General features: G+C 43.1%; 17 protein-coding genes. 4 read left to right on the top strand and 13 right to left on the bottom strand.

Annotation, left to right across the window (positions count from 1 at the left end; all coding sequences use genetic code 11):
- The 13 genes from thiL to DPF90_RS04920 all read right to left on the bottom strand — a co-directional run bounded on the left by thiL (position 1) and on the right by DPF90_RS04920 (position 12115).
- Positions 1-966 (bottom strand): thiamine-phosphate kinase, encoded by a 966-nt coding sequence (thiL, locus tag DPF90_RS04980; protein WP_114785218.1) that lies wholly within the window; start codon positions 964-966, stop codon positions 1-3.
- A 65-nt stretch (positions 967-1031) separates the two neighbouring features.
- Complete coding sequence (gene nusB / locus DPF90_RS04975; protein WP_114785217.1) at positions 1032-1499, bottom strand: transcription antitermination factor NusB; 468 nt, start codon at positions 1497-1499, stop codon at positions 1032-1034.
- The gene (ribH, locus tag DPF90_RS04970; protein WP_114785216.1) at positions 1499-1969 is read right to left on the bottom strand and encodes a 6,7-dimethyl-8-ribityllumazine synthase; all 471 of its coding nucleotides are present in this window, start codon (positions 1967-1969) and stop codon (positions 1499-1501) included. The genes nusB and ribH overlap by 1 nt, the downstream gene beginning before the upstream one ends.
- A gap of 162 nt (positions 1970-2131) precedes the next feature.
- The gene (ribBA, locus tag DPF90_RS04965; RefSeq protein WP_114785215.1) at positions 2132-3241 is read right to left on the bottom strand and encodes a bifunctional 3,4-dihydroxy-2-butanone-4-phosphate synthase/GTP cyclohydrolase II; all 1110 of its coding nucleotides are present in this window, start codon (positions 3239-3241) and stop codon (positions 2132-2134) included.
- A gap of 75 nt (positions 3242-3316) precedes the next feature.
- Positions 3317-3967, bottom strand: coding sequence for a riboflavin synthase (locus DPF90_RS04960; RefSeq protein WP_114785214.1), 651 nt, complete (start codon positions 3965-3967; stop codon positions 3317-3319).
- A 2-nt stretch (positions 3968-3969) separates the two neighbouring features.
- On the bottom strand, positions 3970-5070 hold the full coding sequence (ribD, locus tag DPF90_RS04955; protein WP_114785213.1) for a bifunctional diaminohydroxyphosphoribosylaminopyrimidine deaminase/5-amino-6-(5-phosphoribosylamino)uracil reductase RibD: 1101 nt from the start codon (positions 5068-5070) through the stop codon (positions 3970-3972).
- 14 nt (positions 5071-5084) lie between these two features.
- On the bottom strand, positions 5085-5534 hold the full coding sequence (gene nrdR, locus DPF90_RS04950) for a transcriptional regulator NrdR (protein WP_114785212.1): 450 nt from the start codon (positions 5532-5534) through the stop codon (positions 5085-5087).
- A 219-nt stretch (positions 5535-5753) separates the two neighbouring features.
- Entirely contained in the window at positions 5754-7010 is a 1257-nt protein-coding gene (locus DPF90_RS04945) for a glutamate-5-semialdehyde dehydrogenase (protein WP_420855714.1), read from the bottom strand.
- Positions 7011-7018: 8 nt separating this feature from the next.
- Complete coding sequence (gene proB / locus DPF90_RS04940; RefSeq protein ID WP_114785211.1) at positions 7019-8152, bottom strand: glutamate 5-kinase; 1134 nt, start codon at positions 8150-8152, stop codon at positions 7019-7021.
- A gap of 173 nt (positions 8153-8325) precedes the next feature.
- Positions 8326-8715, bottom strand: a complete 390-nt coding sequence (gene crl / locus DPF90_RS04935) for a sigma factor-binding protein Crl (protein ID WP_114785210.1) — start codon at positions 8713-8715, stop codon at positions 8326-8328.
- Positions 8716-8822: 107 nt separating this feature from the next.
- Entirely contained in the window at positions 8823-10070 is a 1248-nt protein-coding gene (gene frsA / locus DPF90_RS04930) for an esterase FrsA (protein WP_114785209.1), read from the bottom strand.
- A 224-nt stretch (positions 10071-10294) separates the two neighbouring features.
- Positions 10295-10759, bottom strand: coding sequence for a xanthine phosphoribosyltransferase (gene gpt / locus DPF90_RS04925; protein ID WP_114785208.1), 465 nt, complete (start codon positions 10757-10759; stop codon positions 10295-10297).
- 66 nt (positions 10760-10825) lie between these two features.
- Entirely contained in the window at positions 10826-12115 is a 1290-nt protein-coding gene (locus tag DPF90_RS04920; RefSeq protein ID WP_114785207.1) for an NCS2 family permease, read from the bottom strand.
- Between the two features lie 829 nt (positions 12116-12944).
- On the opposite strand from DPF90_RS04920, the gene DPF90_RS04915 reads away from it, so the two are divergent.
- The 4 genes from DPF90_RS04915 to DPF90_RS04900 all read left to right on the top strand — a co-directional run bounded on the left by DPF90_RS04915 (position 12945) and on the right by DPF90_RS04900 (position 17095).
- Positions 12945-14417, top strand: a complete 1473-nt coding sequence (locus DPF90_RS04915; RefSeq protein WP_114785206.1) for an aminoacyl-histidine dipeptidase — start codon at positions 12945-12947, stop codon at positions 14415-14417.
- 281 nt (positions 14418-14698) lie between these two features.
- Positions 14699-15142 carry an ATP-dependent zinc protease family protein gene (locus tag DPF90_RS04910; protein WP_114785261.1) on the top strand — a complete coding sequence of 148 codons (444 nt, stop codon included), beginning with the start codon at positions 14699-14701 and terminating at the stop codon, positions 15140-15142.
- Positions 15139-16044 carry a 30S ribosomal protein S6--L-glutamate ligase gene (gene rimK / locus DPF90_RS04905; RefSeq protein ID WP_114785205.1) on the top strand — a complete coding sequence of 302 codons (906 nt, stop codon included), beginning with the start codon at positions 15139-15141 and terminating at the stop codon, positions 16042-16044. Before DPF90_RS04910 ends, rimK begins: the two co-directional genes overlap by 4 nt.
- Positions 16031-17095 carry a succinylglutamate desuccinylase/aspartoacylase family protein gene (locus DPF90_RS04900; protein ID WP_114785204.1) on the top strand — a complete coding sequence of 355 codons (1065 nt, stop codon included), beginning with the start codon at positions 16031-16033 and terminating at the stop codon, positions 17093-17095. Before rimK ends, DPF90_RS04900 begins: the two co-directional genes overlap by 14 nt.
- Positions 17096-17122 lie beyond the last annotated feature (27 nt).

Raw genomic sequence — 17122 nt, 5'->3', positions numbered from 1 at the left:
CTATTGAAAATGATCAAAGCCTTGCTTAGGCCAGTCAAGAGGTTGCCCTTTATTTGACAGCAGAAACTGTCCCTTAGGACGAATTTGTCCAATACAACTCACCTGACAACCACAATGTGCCAACGCAGCGTCAATCACTCCTTTATACTGCTCCGGGACTGTGAAGCATAACTCATATTCTTCACCACTTGTGAGTGCGTATTGCTGAGCTTTATCCACGCTGCCGATAAACTGGATCAATTGACTAGAAATGGGAAGCTCACTAAGTTCAAGATGAGCGCCAACATCAGAGCGTCTGAGAATATGCTTCAAATCAGCCGTTAAGCCATCAGAAATATCAATCGCCGAGCTTGCTATACCCAGAAGCGCTTGCCCTGCCAAAACACGCGGCGTTGATAAATAGTGTGCTTGCTCAAGCTGCTCAGCAAATGGTTTATTACGCAGCTCTTCATTAAGAATAACTTCCAAACCAGCCTGACTGTCTCCCAACTCTCCCGTCACATAGATCCAGTCACCAACTCGTGCGCCATCTCTTCGGAGTGCCTTTTCAGCGTCAACAAAGCCTTGCACTGTGAGCGTTAAACTCAACGGGCCTTTGGTCGTGTCTCCGCCAATCAAATGGATATCAAAATAATCTGCAAGCTTAAAAAACGAGTCACAAAACGGCGCTAACCAAGACTCATTGGGTTCAGGTAGAGTCAAAGCTAATGAAACCCAAGCAGGTGTCGCTCCCATAGCCGCTAAATCACTTATATTTGCAGCCAAAGCCTTGTGGGCTACCCAAGCGGGGTTAGCCTCTTTGAGGAAATGTGTTCCCGCAACTAGTGTATCCGTGCTGACCGCCAAAGACATGCCTTCTGGCACTTTGAGTAGAGCGCAATCATCTCCAGCCGCTAGCAACACATCTTTACGACGAGACTGACGGCCAACAAAGTATTTTTCAATAAGATTAAATTCACCAAACATAGTATTCAATGTAACGTGCGATATAAAAAAGGTCAGCATTTGCTGACCTTTTTTAGCTATTTATCCTACTTTTTGCGAACGTGTGGCGCTGCTTTATCCAGCACACCATTCACAAACTTATGACTTTCTTCAGCTGCAAAAACTTTTGCCAACTCAATAGCTTCATTAATAACCACTTTGTATGGTACGTCTTCACGGCGAGTCATTTCATACATAGCTAGACGAAGCAAAGCCAGCTCCATCATATCCAAATCTTGCATTGGACGAGCCGTATAAGGGCGAATTTTACTGTCCAGTTCTGTGTGACTTAACACCACACCAGTTAATAAATCACGGAAGTATGCGACATCAGTATCTGGTGCTATCAATGCAGGTTCTGCAGCATGATGCTCTTCTTCATCATACTTACCACCAGATAAAAACTGCTCTTCAATAGTGGCAACATTTTCTTTAGTAATTTGCCATGAGTAGATCGCTTGCAGAGCGAATCGACGTGCATTACGACGTGCGGCTGGTTTCACACTGGCCCCCATTAGGAATCGATTTCAGATAATACGTTGATCATTTCAAGTGCGCTTAGTGCAGCCTCTGCACCTTTATTACCAGCCTTGGTTCCTGCGCGCTCAATAGCTTGGTCTATGGTATCAACAGTCAAGACACCAAATGCAACTGGAAGGCTATATTCCAACGACACTTGAGCCAAACCCTTGTTACACTCACTGCAAACATATTCAAAATGAGGCGTACCGCCACGGATCACTGTACCTAGTGACACAATAGCATCAAACTTACCCGTTTTAGCCACACGTTGCGCAACTAAAGGAAGCTCTACCGCTCCAGGACAACGCACGACTGTGATGTTGTTATCACTAACTTGCCCATGACGCTTTAAAGTATCGATTGCACCAGACAATAGACTTTCGTTAATAAAACTGTTGAAACGAGAAATAACGATAGCAATTTTTGCGTTTGGCGCTGGGAAGCCACCCTCGATCACTTTCATAAGCTTTCCTTTAACTATGTTCATCAAGTGAGAATCGCCGGATTCTAGCACAAACCTGTGATCAATATCTAATAGAAATTTGTCTCTACTCAATGAGAAAAACTGTCACAGAAAATGCCGCTAGCGGTGATTATCATAATTAACGTTATACGTACTCTTGTATTATTCGCAAACGTACTCAACTACATTTAAGCCAAATCCGCCCAGTGCATGATACTTCTTATTTGTCGAAGAAAGAAGACGCATATCGCGAACACCGATATCAGCCAAGATCTGCGATCCAACACCAACACGTCGAGAAGTACCTTGCTTTTTGGCCAAAGTCGGTGCTTGCCCCTTATCCTGAGCTTCAAACATTTTCACGCGATGGATAAGAAGATCGCTCGATTCTTCATTACCAAGGATCACTAAAACCCCACCTTCTTTACCGATCCGCTTCATGGCTTTATCTAAAGTCCAACTACGCTCAACATTTCTATCACTGCGTAGTAAATCTGTAAACGTATCTTGAAGATGAACTCGAACTAGAGGCACATGCTCGGTTATTTCACCTTTACACAGGGCATAATGCACTTGGTTATCAATAGTATCTCGATAAGTCACCAATTCAAATTCACCATACTCAGTAGGTAATTGACACTGTGCTACACGCTCTATCGTCGTCTCTGTATTATTACGATACTCGATAAGATCAGCAATAGTCCCAAGCTTAATATCATGCTGTTCAGCAAACACTTCCAAGTCGGGGCGGCGAGCCATAGTGCCGTCTTGGTTAAGAATTTCGACAATCACTCCTGCTGGCTCAAGCCCTGCTAACCTAGCAAGATCACATCCAGCTTCTGTATGGCCAGCCCGAGTGAGCACGCCACCTTCCTGTGCTGCCAGTGGAAAAATATGCCCTGGTTGTACTAAGTCAGCAGCTTTGGCATCAATTGCAACCGCAGCTTGAACGGTTTTGGCTCTGTCAGCGGCAGAGATACCAGTGGTAACGCCCTCAGCAGCTTCAATAGAAACGGTAAAGTTTGTCGTAAATTGGGCATTATTATCCTGAACCATGGGTGGAAGGCCCAAGCGCTCACAGCGTTGCTTAGTCATGGTCAGACAGATAAGCCCTCTGCCGTGAGTCGCCATAAAATTTATGGCTTCAGGGGTTACATGTTCTGCCGCCATGATAAGATCGCCTTCGTTCTCGCGATCTTCATCATCCATCAAAATAACCATCTTACCTAGACGAATGTCTTCTATGATTTCCTGCGGAGTACTAATTGGCATTACTGGATTCCTGTATTTTGGGCTCTGAACTATATTATCGTTATTAGAAGTGCAGCATGTACTGCAAACTATTCATTAAGCAAAACCATTTTGCTGGAGAAACTCCATGGTTAAGCGTGATTCTGGTTGTGAAGATTGGCTCGTTAAAAGACGCTCCATATAACGAGCAAGTACATCAACTTCTAGATTAACTTTACGCCCGACATGAAAGTCTTTGATCGTCGTTTCATCTCCGGTATGAGGCACTATCGTCAGCTTAAACGCGTTCTTTCTCAAGGCGTTAACCGTTAAGCTAATACCATCAACGGTAATAGAACCTTTTTCGGCTAGATATTTCGACAATTCTTGAGGCATAGAAACCCAAAATTCGATCGCCCTACCTACTTGGTTTCGCTCGACAATTTCCCCTACGCCATCTACATGTCCAGAGACGATATGACCACCAAATCGAGTCGTGGGTAGCATGGCCTTTTCCAAGTTGACCTTACTCCCCACCTGATAGTCAGTAAAACCCGTTTTATTGAGTGTTTCCAAAGATAAATCAGCAGTGTAGCCCGTCGAGCTACAATCAACGACTGTTAGACAAACTCCATTAGTAGCAATACTATCGCCAAGTTTCACATCAGACATATCAAGCTTGCCGGCTTCAACCGTTACACTAATGTCTTCACCTTTAGGAGTAATTGCGGTCAATGTACCAACCGCTTCTATAATTCCTGTAAACATAACTATGATTCTTTGTTTTCCACTTTAGCAATAATACGAATATCAGAGCCAATCTGCCTTACATCGCGGAGATTAAGTTCTATTATTTCTTGCATCGACTGTAAACCAAGCGCACCAAGCAAACCTTTACCATCACTGCCCATGATTTTCGGCGACAAGTACAAAACTAACTCATCCACTATCCCTTGCTTAATTAAGCTGGTAGCTAGAGTGGCTCCTGCCTCTACCCAAAGGTGATTAATTCCAAAGTTTGATGCCAAATCAGCGAATGTGGGAACTAAATCAATTTGACCACTAGGAGCAAGATGAGGACTGAGTTCCCCCTGCTGAGACACAATAATACGTGGCCCTTCAGTTGAGAAAAGCTTAAGTTCAGGTGTGAGCAAGTTTTGCCTGTCTAAAATAACTCGCTTAGGTTGACGCACTTCATTCTCGGCAAGTTGGCTTTTGACCGATTCAGGTAACTCAGACCAACGCACATTGAGAGAGGCATTATCCTTAATCACCGTCTTGCTGGTTGATAAAATAGCATCAGATTGAGCGCGATATTTCTGTACATCGCTTCGGGCTTGCGCAGAAGTAATCCACTTGCTTTCGCCATTAGATAAAGCGGTCTGACCATCAATGCTGGCTGCCATTTTCAATTGCACAAAAGGAAGCCCTGTTTGCATCCTTTTGATAAAGGCAGGATTCAAAGCTTCTGCATCACTTTTTAAAAGACCAACTTGCACTTCAATCCCAGCATCGCGAAGCATTTTAATGCCTTCAACTTTGGGATTCGGGTCTTCCATCGCACAAATAACCTTTGCCACTCTAGCCTGAATCAAAGCAGAGGCACAAGGAGGGGTTCTACCGTAATGAGAGCAAGGCTCGAGTGTGACATAAACAGTTGAACCAACGGCTTTTTCCCCTGCCATATTAAGTGCATTAGCTTCAGCATGGGGTTCACCTGCACGATAGTGAAAACCTTCGCCAACAACGGCGTCATCACGGGTAATAACACACCCTACATTTGGGTTGGGTGGCGTAGTATAGATGCCGCCTTTGGCCAAATTAATGGCACGCGACATCATTTTATAATCTAGAGAAGAGAATTCAGACATTATACTGCTAACCGTCAATCTTCCAGACGCGCTATTTCTTCACCGAATTCTCGAATATCTTCAAAACTTCGATAAACGGAAGCAAAACGAATATAAGCAACTTTGTCGAGCTCTTTAAGTTGATCCATCACTAAATTACCAATCATCTCACTGGAAACTTCTCGCTCACCTGTCGCTCGAAGTTGTGACTTAATCATACTTATTGAGAGCTCAACCGAATCTGCACTCACAGGACGCTTTTCTAACGCACGCTGAAGCCCACCAATCATTTTATTTTCATCGAAGGGCTCACGGTTTCCATTTGATTTAATTACTCGAGGCATTACCAACTCAGCGGTTTCAAAAGTGGTAAAACGCTCACTACAGGCTAAACACTGCCTGCGACGACGAACTTGATGACCGTCAGCCACCAAACGAGAATCGATCACTTTGGTGTCATTCTCTGCGCAAAAAGGACAATGCATATCACCTCCATAATATACTGAAATACCCTCTCATTGACGAGCTAATTCCATCAACAAAGCTATTTTAATATATCGTTGCTAGTGTAACGGATTTGCTAAAGTGAAGAAAAGTAAAAGGGACATTATCGCCCCTTTTTTATCCTAAAGATGATCAAAATGTTGAGCTGCCCTGTGTTGAGCACAAAACAAATAAAAATATAACTATCAATTAAACACTAATTAAGCTCGTACTAGATAGTTAGCTTTACCAACCCATTTATAACTGGTTAGCTCTTCAATTCCCATAGGGCCTCTAGCATGTAGTTTCTGCGTCGATACGGCCACCTCAGCTCCAAGGCCAAATTGTGCACCATCAGTGAATCGGGTTGATGCATTAACATAGACCGCGGCTGAATCGACAGAGTTTATGAATCGCTCTGCATTTTCTAAGCTATTTGTCATGATTGCATCTGAATGACTGGCATTATGCTCTCGCATATGGTCAATCGCTTGTGCTATATCTGATACAACTTTTACACCCAGAGTGTAACTTAACCATTCGGTATCAAAGTCTCCTTCTGCACTATCACGAACGTTTTCTGCATCGCCTAGCAATGCTTTCGCGGCTGGCTCTGCAACAAAAGTTACTTTGTTTTGCATGCGAGTTTTCAGTTTTGTTAGCAAATCGGCGGCTATATCCTGATGAACCAGCAAAGTATCGAGTGCGTTACAAGCCGATGGGCGTTGAACTTTTGCATTCTCAATCACATTAACTGACTTTTCCAAATCCGCGCTTTCATCGACAAAGATATGGCTAATACCAAAACCACCGATGATTACAGGTATCGTACTGTTCTCTTTGCACATTTTGTGTAAACCAGCACCACCACGCGGAATAATCATATCAACATAATCGTCGAGCTTTAAAAGCTGAGAAACTAACTCCCTATCTGGCTTTTCAATATATTGTACGGAAGCTGCTGGAAGATTAGCCCTCTCCAACGCAGATTGAATGACCTTGACCAACTCCATATTGGAGAAAAACGTCTCTTTACCACCTCGAAGGATGCTGGCATTACCCGTTTTTAAACATAAAGAAGCAATATCTATGGTTACATTAGGGCGCGCTTCATAAATCACACCCACTACCCCCAGCGGTACTCGGCGGCGAGCTAGCGACATGCCATTTTCGAGGACTTTACTCTCTATTTCGCTACCGATAGGATCATCAAGTTTTATCACATTTCGAACATCATCAGCGATAGCGGCTAAACGAGTTTCATCAAGTAAAAGCCGATCAAGTAGTGCCTCACTCATCCCCGACTCTCTTCCAAGCTCAATATCCTTAGCATTGGCGTCAAGAATGCGAGCACAGTTGGCTTCCAATTCATCGGCAATTATCGCCAAAGCATGATTTTTTTGTGCTGTTGATGCATTGGCTAGTTGAAATGTAGCTTGCTTTGCAGCCTTACCTATAGAAATCAGTTCCAATCTCATTACCTCAATTATTCCTGAATTATGACCATATCATCACGATGCAGCACCTCACTGCCGTAGTCATAACCCAAAATCCCTAAAATATCTTTGCTGTGTTTACCTATGATGCGAGCCATATCGAGACTAGAGTAGCTCGAAATACCACGAGCAATGAGCACTCCTTTTTGATCAGTAATTCTCACTACTTCTCCTCGTCCGAACTCACCACTAATGCGAGTGACACCTTTAGCCAATAAGCTACTTCCTTGCGACAACACTGCTTTTACTGCACCATCGTCTATTACGATGTCACCAGAAGCAGAGGGGCCGGCCAAGATCCAACGTTTACGACTTTCTAATGCCTCTTCTATTGGCAGAAAACGGGTTCCTTGTGGCTGCTCACTAAGAGAGTCGAATACAACATTTGGTGCACTGCCTGCTGCAATAATCACTTCGATTCCAGCACGACGAGCAATGTCCGCAGCTTGCAGCTTGGTGGCCATACCTCCGGTTCCCAACGAAGTTCCACTATCCCCAGCAATCTTTCGCAAGGTATCATCAATGGTTTTTACTTCTTTGATCAATTCAGCTTGGGGGTCTTTGCGGGGATCAGCAGTAAACAGTCCTTTTTGATCGGTAAGCAATAAGAGCTTATCGGCACTACACAAAATGCCTACTAATGCAGAAAGGTTATCATTATCACCCACTTTAATTTCACTGGTCGCGACTGCATCGTTTTCATTAACAATAGGAATAATATTGTTATCCACCAACGCATTAATAGTATCGCGAGCATTGAGGAAACGTTCACGATCTTCTAAGTCTGCACGAGTAAGCAACATTTGCCCTATTTTAATGTCATAAAGACCAAACAATGCTTCCCAAGTTTGTATAAGTTGGCTCTGACCAACAGCTGCGAGAAGCTGTTTGTTTGCCATTGAGTTAGCTAAAGCTGGGTAACCTAAATGCTCTCTTCCAGCGGCTATTGCACCGGATGAAACCATAACCACAGAATGGCCTTGCTTCTTAAGCTCTGAGCACTGCCTTGCCAGTTCAACCATATGAGCTCTATCTAATGCTAACGTACCGCCAGTAAGGACACTGGTCCCGAGCTTAATAACAACGGTTTGACGGCTCGCAGCCTTCGCGCATTTTTGATTCATTATCGATCTGCTATAAAAATAAAAACCTTGGTCCACCCGCTTGCAATGAGTGTGGATGTCATTGCTGGGTGTTGTTGAACTAGATGTTTTAACAATCAACGCAACAATTAACAAGCAGAAAAGGCGCTAATTAGCGCCTTTTTTTAATCTAGGAAATATATACAGATACTTATCTAACCGAACTCTGCAGACTCTTTATGAAAATCAAGCGTCATACCAAATTGTGTTGCCAGTGTCTCAATGAGCTTCTGGTGAAAACCTTCTTGAGTGCGGCTAACTTCCGCTACCGCTTTTTTAGGCAGCTTCTCATCCATCCAATCACCTTTAGCGTCATATAAACCGACTCGGTATTTTGCTTCGAACGCCTCTCCCTCTTGTTCCAGCTCTAACCACCACCCCCAAAACTCTCTCTCTTCAGGTGATTTTTTGTCGTTCACACACACAGAAAGGCAGTCAAACAAGTATTTGCCCTGCTCACACTGCGCTTCTCGTAAATAGGGACCAATTGCTTTTAGCGTAGATAATAAACGGTAATGGGTTGGATTCTTCGACTGTTCAGACATAATGAATCTCCATATTCAATATCTGTTGTAATTATGATGAGCAAAAATCAGGACCACTTAGTTAGGGTATTGCCCATATATAAGTGTTGACTAATTTATGTGATTTGTCATCTAATTAGCTCGTCCTCCAACCACTTGATGGCTAAATCGAGTGATTCCTCATATCCCTGTGTAATTGTTTTCGCACTAATTTTCCTTGCTTTCCCATAGTCGCTAAATAATGCAACTAAGCGATTATCACTATGTGGAGACACAGGATCATTTTCCAAACTCATCGCTAAAATAGGCACTTTGGTTTTACGATTTGATAGTATGCCTTGAACCTTTAATGACCAAGCCATTAATTGACCCGATAAGCTATTGATATCGACTGCACTTTTTCCTAGTCGAGAGGCCAGTATATCAAGATACATTTTCGGCATTTTTTTCAGCTTCTCAGGCGAGGACAGTACATCATGAATCGGCGCACCCAAGCTGACACAGGCTTTAAGTTTATCTTGCTCCACGAATGCAAGCCTGACCATAGCATTACCACCGAAACGAAAACCCAATAAGCCTACTCTATGGTGATCGACCCAAGGAATATTAAACAATTCATTAAGTACTGCTTGATGCAAACACGAAGTGTCTTCAGTCAAACTCCAATGACTGTTATGGCCGATAGAAGGCATATCAACCGTCAACATGGCAATATTTTTAGCCGCTAGGTGATTACGAAACAACTTCCACAAATCCGTCTGCAAGCTATCTAATCCAGCGCTGACCATTACAACAGGCTGAGGTTTATCCGTGCTGGTAAGGTGTAAATGAGCAATAATGACCTTATTCTGATAGGGAATCTCTAACTTTTTGATTATGTATTGAGTCTTTTTTGCCGCTTCAGAATACGCATTACTTGCTAATACTTGAGCTTGGGAGGCCAGGTTATCGTTTTTTAAATGAGGGTAACCAGCAATACTAAAACACAAAGAAGCATTAAAAAGTGCATCAGCCGCCTCCTCGCCCTTGAGTTCATTAGAGCGAACGGTGTGTGACATACCCAACTTAGTCCACTCATAGGTCCAGTTACCACTGTGATATCCCATCACTGTATCAAGCCACTCATCATAAGTTCTTGAATGTTTGGATGATGCTATTTTGGATAACACTTCATCTGCTTCAATCGGATCTAAACCTTGCCATGCCCATTGCAATCGATTGATATTCCTATACCACTTAGCCCCCTCTCTGTGACGTTTATCGTCTAATATTTTCTGGCTGCTTGGCATATATTGAGTAAGCGAAGAGGTTTCCTTCGCTTGCTTATGGTTGGTAAACAGAGTTTCTGAGAGGTTTTTGCTCACTTCTTCAGACATGACATGGCCTAGTTATTAAGTTTTCTACATTGTATACATGGGTTGGATTAAAAATCAGATCTGGTTTGTTGTTTAACATACAAGTTCACATTCAGCTGAAAATCAAAATAAGCGCGCCGGAAAAGACAAACCAAAAATGACCCACTAGGGGCCATTTAAGTCTGATTCCATTCCATTAGTTCCGTGTTTTGCACAGCAAGACAAGGGTTCTGGTTTTAATCAAATTATTTTTGCTTGCGGTTTATTGGTTCAATGTACTGAATCGACATATCCCAAGGTTGCTCTATCCATGTTTCTTGTTCAATATCTACCACATAATCATCAAGAAGAAGCGCACCGGAAGGTTTAGCACAAACCGCAATAAGTTTCGCTCTTGGATAAAGTTCACGTAACTTACGCGCCGTATCACCACTGTCTACCAGATCTTCGACGATTAAATAACCTTCACCATCACCTTCAGGCGCTTTGAGAACACTCATGTCGCGTTGGTGATCATGATCGTAACTGGAAATACAAATGGTATCGACATAGCGAATACCCAATTCACGAGCTAAAATCGCTCCGGGAACAAGACCACCTCGACTCACAGCCCATATCCCTTTCCACTGTTCTGCTGGCATTTGCTTCTCAGCAAGTTCCCGGCAGTATGCGTGCATTTGATCCCACGTAATAATGAACTTCTTAGTCATTGTAATAACCCAATAATTAAACTTGCCACTGCATAGATTGATTCCGATTAGCAAGTATGAAAAGCGCTAAGCAACCATGTACTTGATGATAAAGACTAATGACATAACCCAAACACTAAGAGAAACATCTCGACCTTTTCCGCTGCATAACTTTATTGCCGCATAAGCAATAAAGCCCAACGAAATACCTTCAGCGATTGAGAAAGTTAACGGCATCAACAAACATGTCACAACCACAGGAGCCGCTTCCGTTAAATCCTGCCAATCGATGTTTGCTAACCCTGACAACATCAAGATTGCTACGTAAAATAGCGCACCAGCCGTCGCATAGGCTGGAATCATTCCTGCCAAAGGAGAGAAGAATAAAGCAAGTAAGAATAAAATACCAACAACAACAGCAGTTAAACCCGTACGGCCACCAGCTGACACACCCGAAACACTCTCAATGTAAGATGTGGTGTTGGATGTTCCAAGCAAAGCCCCGACAGACGTCGCGGTTGAGTCAGCCAACAGCGCTTTGCTTAAACGAGGGATTTTGCCATCTTTATCCATTAAGCCCGCTTTTTGCGTAACACCCACTAAGGTACCAGCGGTGTCAAATAGGTCGACAAACAAAAAAGCGAAGACAACTGAAATCATACCCACTTCGAATACAGCGGAGAAATCCAGTTGCAGAAAAGTAGGTGCGATACTCGGCGGTGTGGACATAATACCCGCCCATTGAACATCACCAAATGCCAAACCCAGTCCCGTCACCGCTAAGATAGCAATCATAACCGCACCTTTGATGCCACGATTGACTAAAGCAATAGTTAGGAAAAAGCCTATTGATGCCAATACAGCAGGCAATGATGTAATAGCGCCTAATGATACTAAGGTAGCTGGGTTATCAACCACTATGCCAGCATTTTTTAACGCGATAAAAGCAAGAAAAAGCCCAATACCCGCAGAGATGCCCGTACGTAGTGACAATGGAATAGAATGAATTATCCACTCACGAATCTTAAAGACACTCAGAAGAATAAACAGTAAACCAGACACAAATACTGCGGCTAATGCAACTTGCCAAGTGTACCCCATACCAAGCACAACAGCATAAGTAAAGAAAGCATTCAGCCCCATACCCGGTGCTTGTGCGATAGGATAATTAGCAACAAACCCCATGATAAAGCAACCGATCGCAGCTGCTAAACAGGTCGCTACAAATACCGCACCATGATCCATGCCCGCATCCGCTAAAATTGCAGGATTAACAAAGATAATGTAAGCCATGGTCAAGAAGGTTGTTAGACCGGCAAGGATCTCAGTTTTTACACTTGTGCCGTGTTCACTGAGCTTAAAGATTTTTTCGAGCATAATCGAATTCCAAAGGTGAAAAAGTAAACGGTTGCGTAATCGATTGGCGGAATTATAGAATTTAATATTTTCAAATTCCAGACAGATTTCATCTGTAAGAAAGTAATCTATTTATAATATTTCAGCTCAAATAATGTGAAACAATATCACTAAATCAAAAACATCTTTAAGTTCATAGAGTAATAAAAAAACGCCACTCAATTTGAGTGGCGGTTGATTCATATCAGTGACAAGATGACTGAGACAAAATTCTAATTAATAGGGGGTATATAAACTTCATCCAGGAATCTCTGTCTAAGTTAAATAATCAAAACTAGATGAATAGACAAAATCGCCAATGTAAATAGAGTTGCTTATCTAGAATTTTGCACTTGGCAAACCTTTCATAACCATCACCTTCTAATTCAATTAAAAAACAATCTAGATTGCTTTCTCAGTTTCTTGGAGGCGACACAGCGAACTCTTCCCTTGAACATTTTATCTTCACTGCAGAAGTTAGTTCCTGACTATAGCAAAAAGAGGTTTTATTACAACAATTGAAGATTGAAATCACAAAAACTTAATCAAAAAAGAGTAATTTCGCCATCTTTGTAATTTAATTACATTACTATCAGTTTTAAACTCTCCAAAATACGAGCTCAATATCATATACTCAATCATGACAATTGTGATGATAAAACGGTTTTTTGTTCACTTTTACTACTAGGTTGCAGTAATGAATGATATTCTCAAATGCTCTAATTCGTGCGCCAACTAGAGCCATGTATGACAACGAGCGGTTAGCATTACATGCCCAAATCTTGGCACTATCACAGTAAAGGAGTCACCTGTGTCTGAATTTCATTCTGAAGTTAGCGGCTTATCACCAAGCGTCGTATGGCAGTTTTTCGATAAAATTTGCTCAATTCCTCATCCTTCTAAGCATGAAGAAGCATTGGCCCAGTACATAGTCAACTGGGCAAAAGAACAAAACCTAGATGTCCGGCGTGATCCTGTGGGTAATGTTTTTATCAAAAAAACCGCAACATCGGGAATGGAACATAAAAAAGGCGTGGTACTCCAAGCTCACATTGATATGGTGCCGCAGAAAAATGAGGACACAGATCACGATTTTGCTAAAGATCCAATCCAGCCTTATATTGATGGCGAATGGGTAACGGCAAAAGGTACAACTCTCGGTGCTGACAATGGTATGGGTATGGCATCATGCTTGGCTGTACTGGCTTCCAATGATATTAAACATGGACCACTAGAGGTTTTACTTACTATCGATGAAGAAGCAGGTATGACAGGCGCCTTCGGACTTGAAGCAGGCTGGCTAGAAGGCGAGATCCTGCTTAATACTGACTCAGAGCAGGAAGGCGAAGTTTATATGGGCTGCGCTGGCGGTGTAGATGGTGAAATCTCCTTCGATATTCAGCGTGAAGCAATCCCGAGTGGCTACACAACTCATCAGTTAACCTTGAAGGGGCTAAAAGGTGGTCATTCTGGCTGTGACATACATACAGGGCGTGGTAACGCCAATAAACTCATCGCTCGTTTTCTTGCTGGCCACGCTCAAGAGCTCGACCTGCGTATAGTTGAATTTCGCGGCGGAACACTGCGTAATGCTATTCCGCGCGAAGCTTTTGTGACCGTTGCGATTCCAGCTGACAATGAATCTAAATTGTCAGACTTATTTGATGCCTATACAAACCAAATACAGCAAGAGTTGGGAAAAACAGAAACCAGCATCATTTCACTAAATCAAAACGTTGAATCGAGCCAAGAAGTGATTGCAATCGTCGATCAACAACGCTTTATAGCGGCGCTTAATGCATGCCCGAACGGAGTCATTCGTATGAGTGATGACATCAAAGGTGTGGTTGAAACCTCTCTAAATGTGGGTGTAATTAGCACGCAAGAAAAGACCATCAAAATCCTTTGTTTGGTGCGCTCTTTAATTGATTCAGGACGCAGCCAAGTTGAGAGTATGTTGAGTTCAATTGCTGAACTTGCCAATGCAAACATTGAATTTTCCGGTGCCTACCCAGGGTGGAAACCAGATCCCGATTCAGAAATCATGTCAATCTTTCGCGAGATGTATCAAGGCATATACGGTCACAAGCCAAATATTATGGTAATACACGCGGGCTTAGAGTGTGGGTTATTCAAAAAGCCTTACCCTAATATGGATATGGTCTCATTCGGCCCAACCATCAAGTTTCCCCACTCTCCTGATGAGAAAGTCAAAATTGACACCGTGGCTCTCTATTGGGAACAAATGGTCGCTTTGCTCGAAGCCATTCCAGAAAAAAGATAATCCCTTCAACTTCAATTAATAGTGCACTACAGGGGCAAACAAAGCGCCTCTGTATGTGTACATACCTATCGGATATCCCCTTCAACACATCATTTATCCTATGCCTCCGATAAATATTATTTGTCGTCACGATGAGCTTTTCTGTTCGTCCAATCTCTCCCATATTGCTAGGATAGCCCCCTAAGTTAGAACTGACAGTTAGCCATTCTTAACAAGATTTTTATCATGAAAAACAATTTGTTAATGTGGTTCTGTAAATCGTGGTTAGGGTTAGAATAGTGATAAAAGAAAAAATGGTTCTTGGTTGGCGAGAGACGGTGAGCCTGCCTGAGCTTGGAATAGCCCAGATAAATGCCAAAGTGGATACAGGGGCACGCACGTCATGCCTTCACACCTTTAGGATGGAAAAATTTGAGAAGCACAATACTCCTTGGGTTCGGTTTTGGCTTCATCCCGTACAACGCAATACCGAAGAAGAAATCATCTGTGAGGCAGCAATTATTGACGAGCGAATCGTCAGAGACTCTGGAGGACATGAAGAGTCTCGCTACGTAATTGAGTCCATATGCTCATTGGGAGGGCAAACTTGGCCAATAGAAATCACTCTCACCAATCGTGAAAATATGTCATTTCGCATGCTTCTAGGAAGAACAGCCATGGGTAAACGCATTGTCGTTGATCCAAGTCAGTCATATTTAATCCCCTTTAAGGACAGAAGCCAATGAAAATAGGTATCCTTTCACGTAATGCTCAGTTGTATTCTACTCAACGTTTGATAGAAGCGGCACAAGACAGAGGACATGAAGTCAAAGTGATTGATGCCCTACGTTGTTACATGAATATCAACTCAGACAAGCCTCAAATTCACTTCAAAGGGGAAGAACTTTCTGGGTTCGATGCCGTGATCCCAAGAATCGGAGCTTCGGTTACTTTCTATGGCACAGCCGTTCTACGTCAGTTTGAAATGATGGGGGTCTACCCTGTCAACGAATCCGTTGCTATCACTCGCTCACGCGACAAACTTCGCTCAATGCAACTGTTATCTCGTAAAGGCGTAGGGATGCCAATCACAGGTTTTGCCAGTAAACCTGATGATGTTAAAGATCTCTTAGAAATGGTGGGCGGGACGCCTGTTGTTATCAAGCTGCTCGAAGGTACTCAAGGCATAGGTGTAGTACTGGCAGAGACACGTAAAGCAGCAGAAAGTGTGATTGAAGCTTTTATGGGCCTTAAAGCAAACATTATGGTTCAGGAGTACATCAAGGAAGCCGAGGGTGCCGATGTACGCTGTTTTGTTCTCGGAGATAAAGTAATTGCATCCATGAAACGCCAAGGTGCAGAAGGAGAGTTTCGCTCTAATTTGCATCGCGGTGGCAGTGCATCTTTAACAAAAATTACCCCACAAGAGCGCCGAACTGCTGTTGCAGCAGCTAAAATAATGGGACTAAATGTTGCTGGTGTCGATCTATTGAGATCTTCTCGAGGGCCATTGGTTATGGAAGTTAACTCCTCTCCAGGCCTAGAAGGTATCGAAACTGCAACTGGAAAAGACATTGCTGGAATGATCATTGAATTTATCCAAAAAAACGCAGCAAGTAAAAGGACACAAACTCGTGGCAAAGGCTAAAAAAAATCACGCATTTGAGTTTCTCGGTCAATCAATATTACCCGGCGAGAGAAAAGTCATTGAATTGGAGGCCGCCAAACTCTATACGCACTCTCCTCTATCCTTCCCAGTAGAAATAATTCATGGAAGGCTGGCTGGTCCTGTACTTATGGTTAACGCCGCCATCCATGGCGATGAGCTGAACGGGGTTGAAATTGTTCGCCAGCTAATAGACACCATAGAGATCGATAAACTCAAAGGTACACTCATTGCAGTCCCCATAGTTAACGTTTTTGGTTTCATTCACAAATCACGTTACCTTCCCGACAGGCGAGATCTAAACCGCTGCTTTCCCGGTAGCGAAAAAGGCTCTCTCGCCTCTCGTATGGCTCACACTTTCTTCTCTCAAGTAGCGAAGCGTTGCGATTACATCCTTGATCTGCATACAGGCTCAATTCACAGAACTAACTTACCGCAAATTCGTGCCAACCTGACTAATGCTGAGACACTGCGTATTGCACAAGCTTTCGCAACTCCGGTTATTATTGATGCCCCATTACGGCCCGGTTCACTGCGCAGTGAAGCAGAACAACTCAATATTCCTGTGCTTACCTATGAAGCTGGAGAGGCGCTGCGCTTTGAACCCATATGTATAAATGCTGGTTTTTTGGGGGTTAAGCGTGTGATGCAAGCAATAGGAATGCTGCGAAAAAGCAGAAAAACTTTACCAACGTCAGTAATAGCCAAATCGACCAACTGGCTCAGAGCGGAAAGTAATGGCATTTTAAGAACTATGGTGACGCTAGGAGAAAAAGTCACTCGAGGGCAAGTGCTCGCCTATATTAGTGCGCCCTTAGGCCACAGTGAAATCGCTTTAAAAGCGCGTAAAGGGGGGATTGTCATCGGGCAACAAACCTTGCCACTGGTCAATGAAGGGGATGCCATCTTCCACCTCGCCTATTTTGAAGAAGACGATCAGCAAGTAGAGCAAGTGGTAGGCGATTTTATTGATGAGGTCTCAGATGCTGATCTTGAGCCACTCACCACAGGACAAATTACTCAACCCAACTAGCAACACCTCATACCAAATGAGGCGTTG

This window comes from Vibrio tetraodonis (assembly GCF_003350295.1).
In the GTDB taxonomy this organism is placed as follows: Bacteria; Pseudomonadota; Gammaproteobacteria; order Enterobacterales; family Vibrionaceae; genus Vibrio; species Vibrio tetraodonis.
This window is presented reverse-complemented; position numbering and strand designations above follow the sequence as displayed.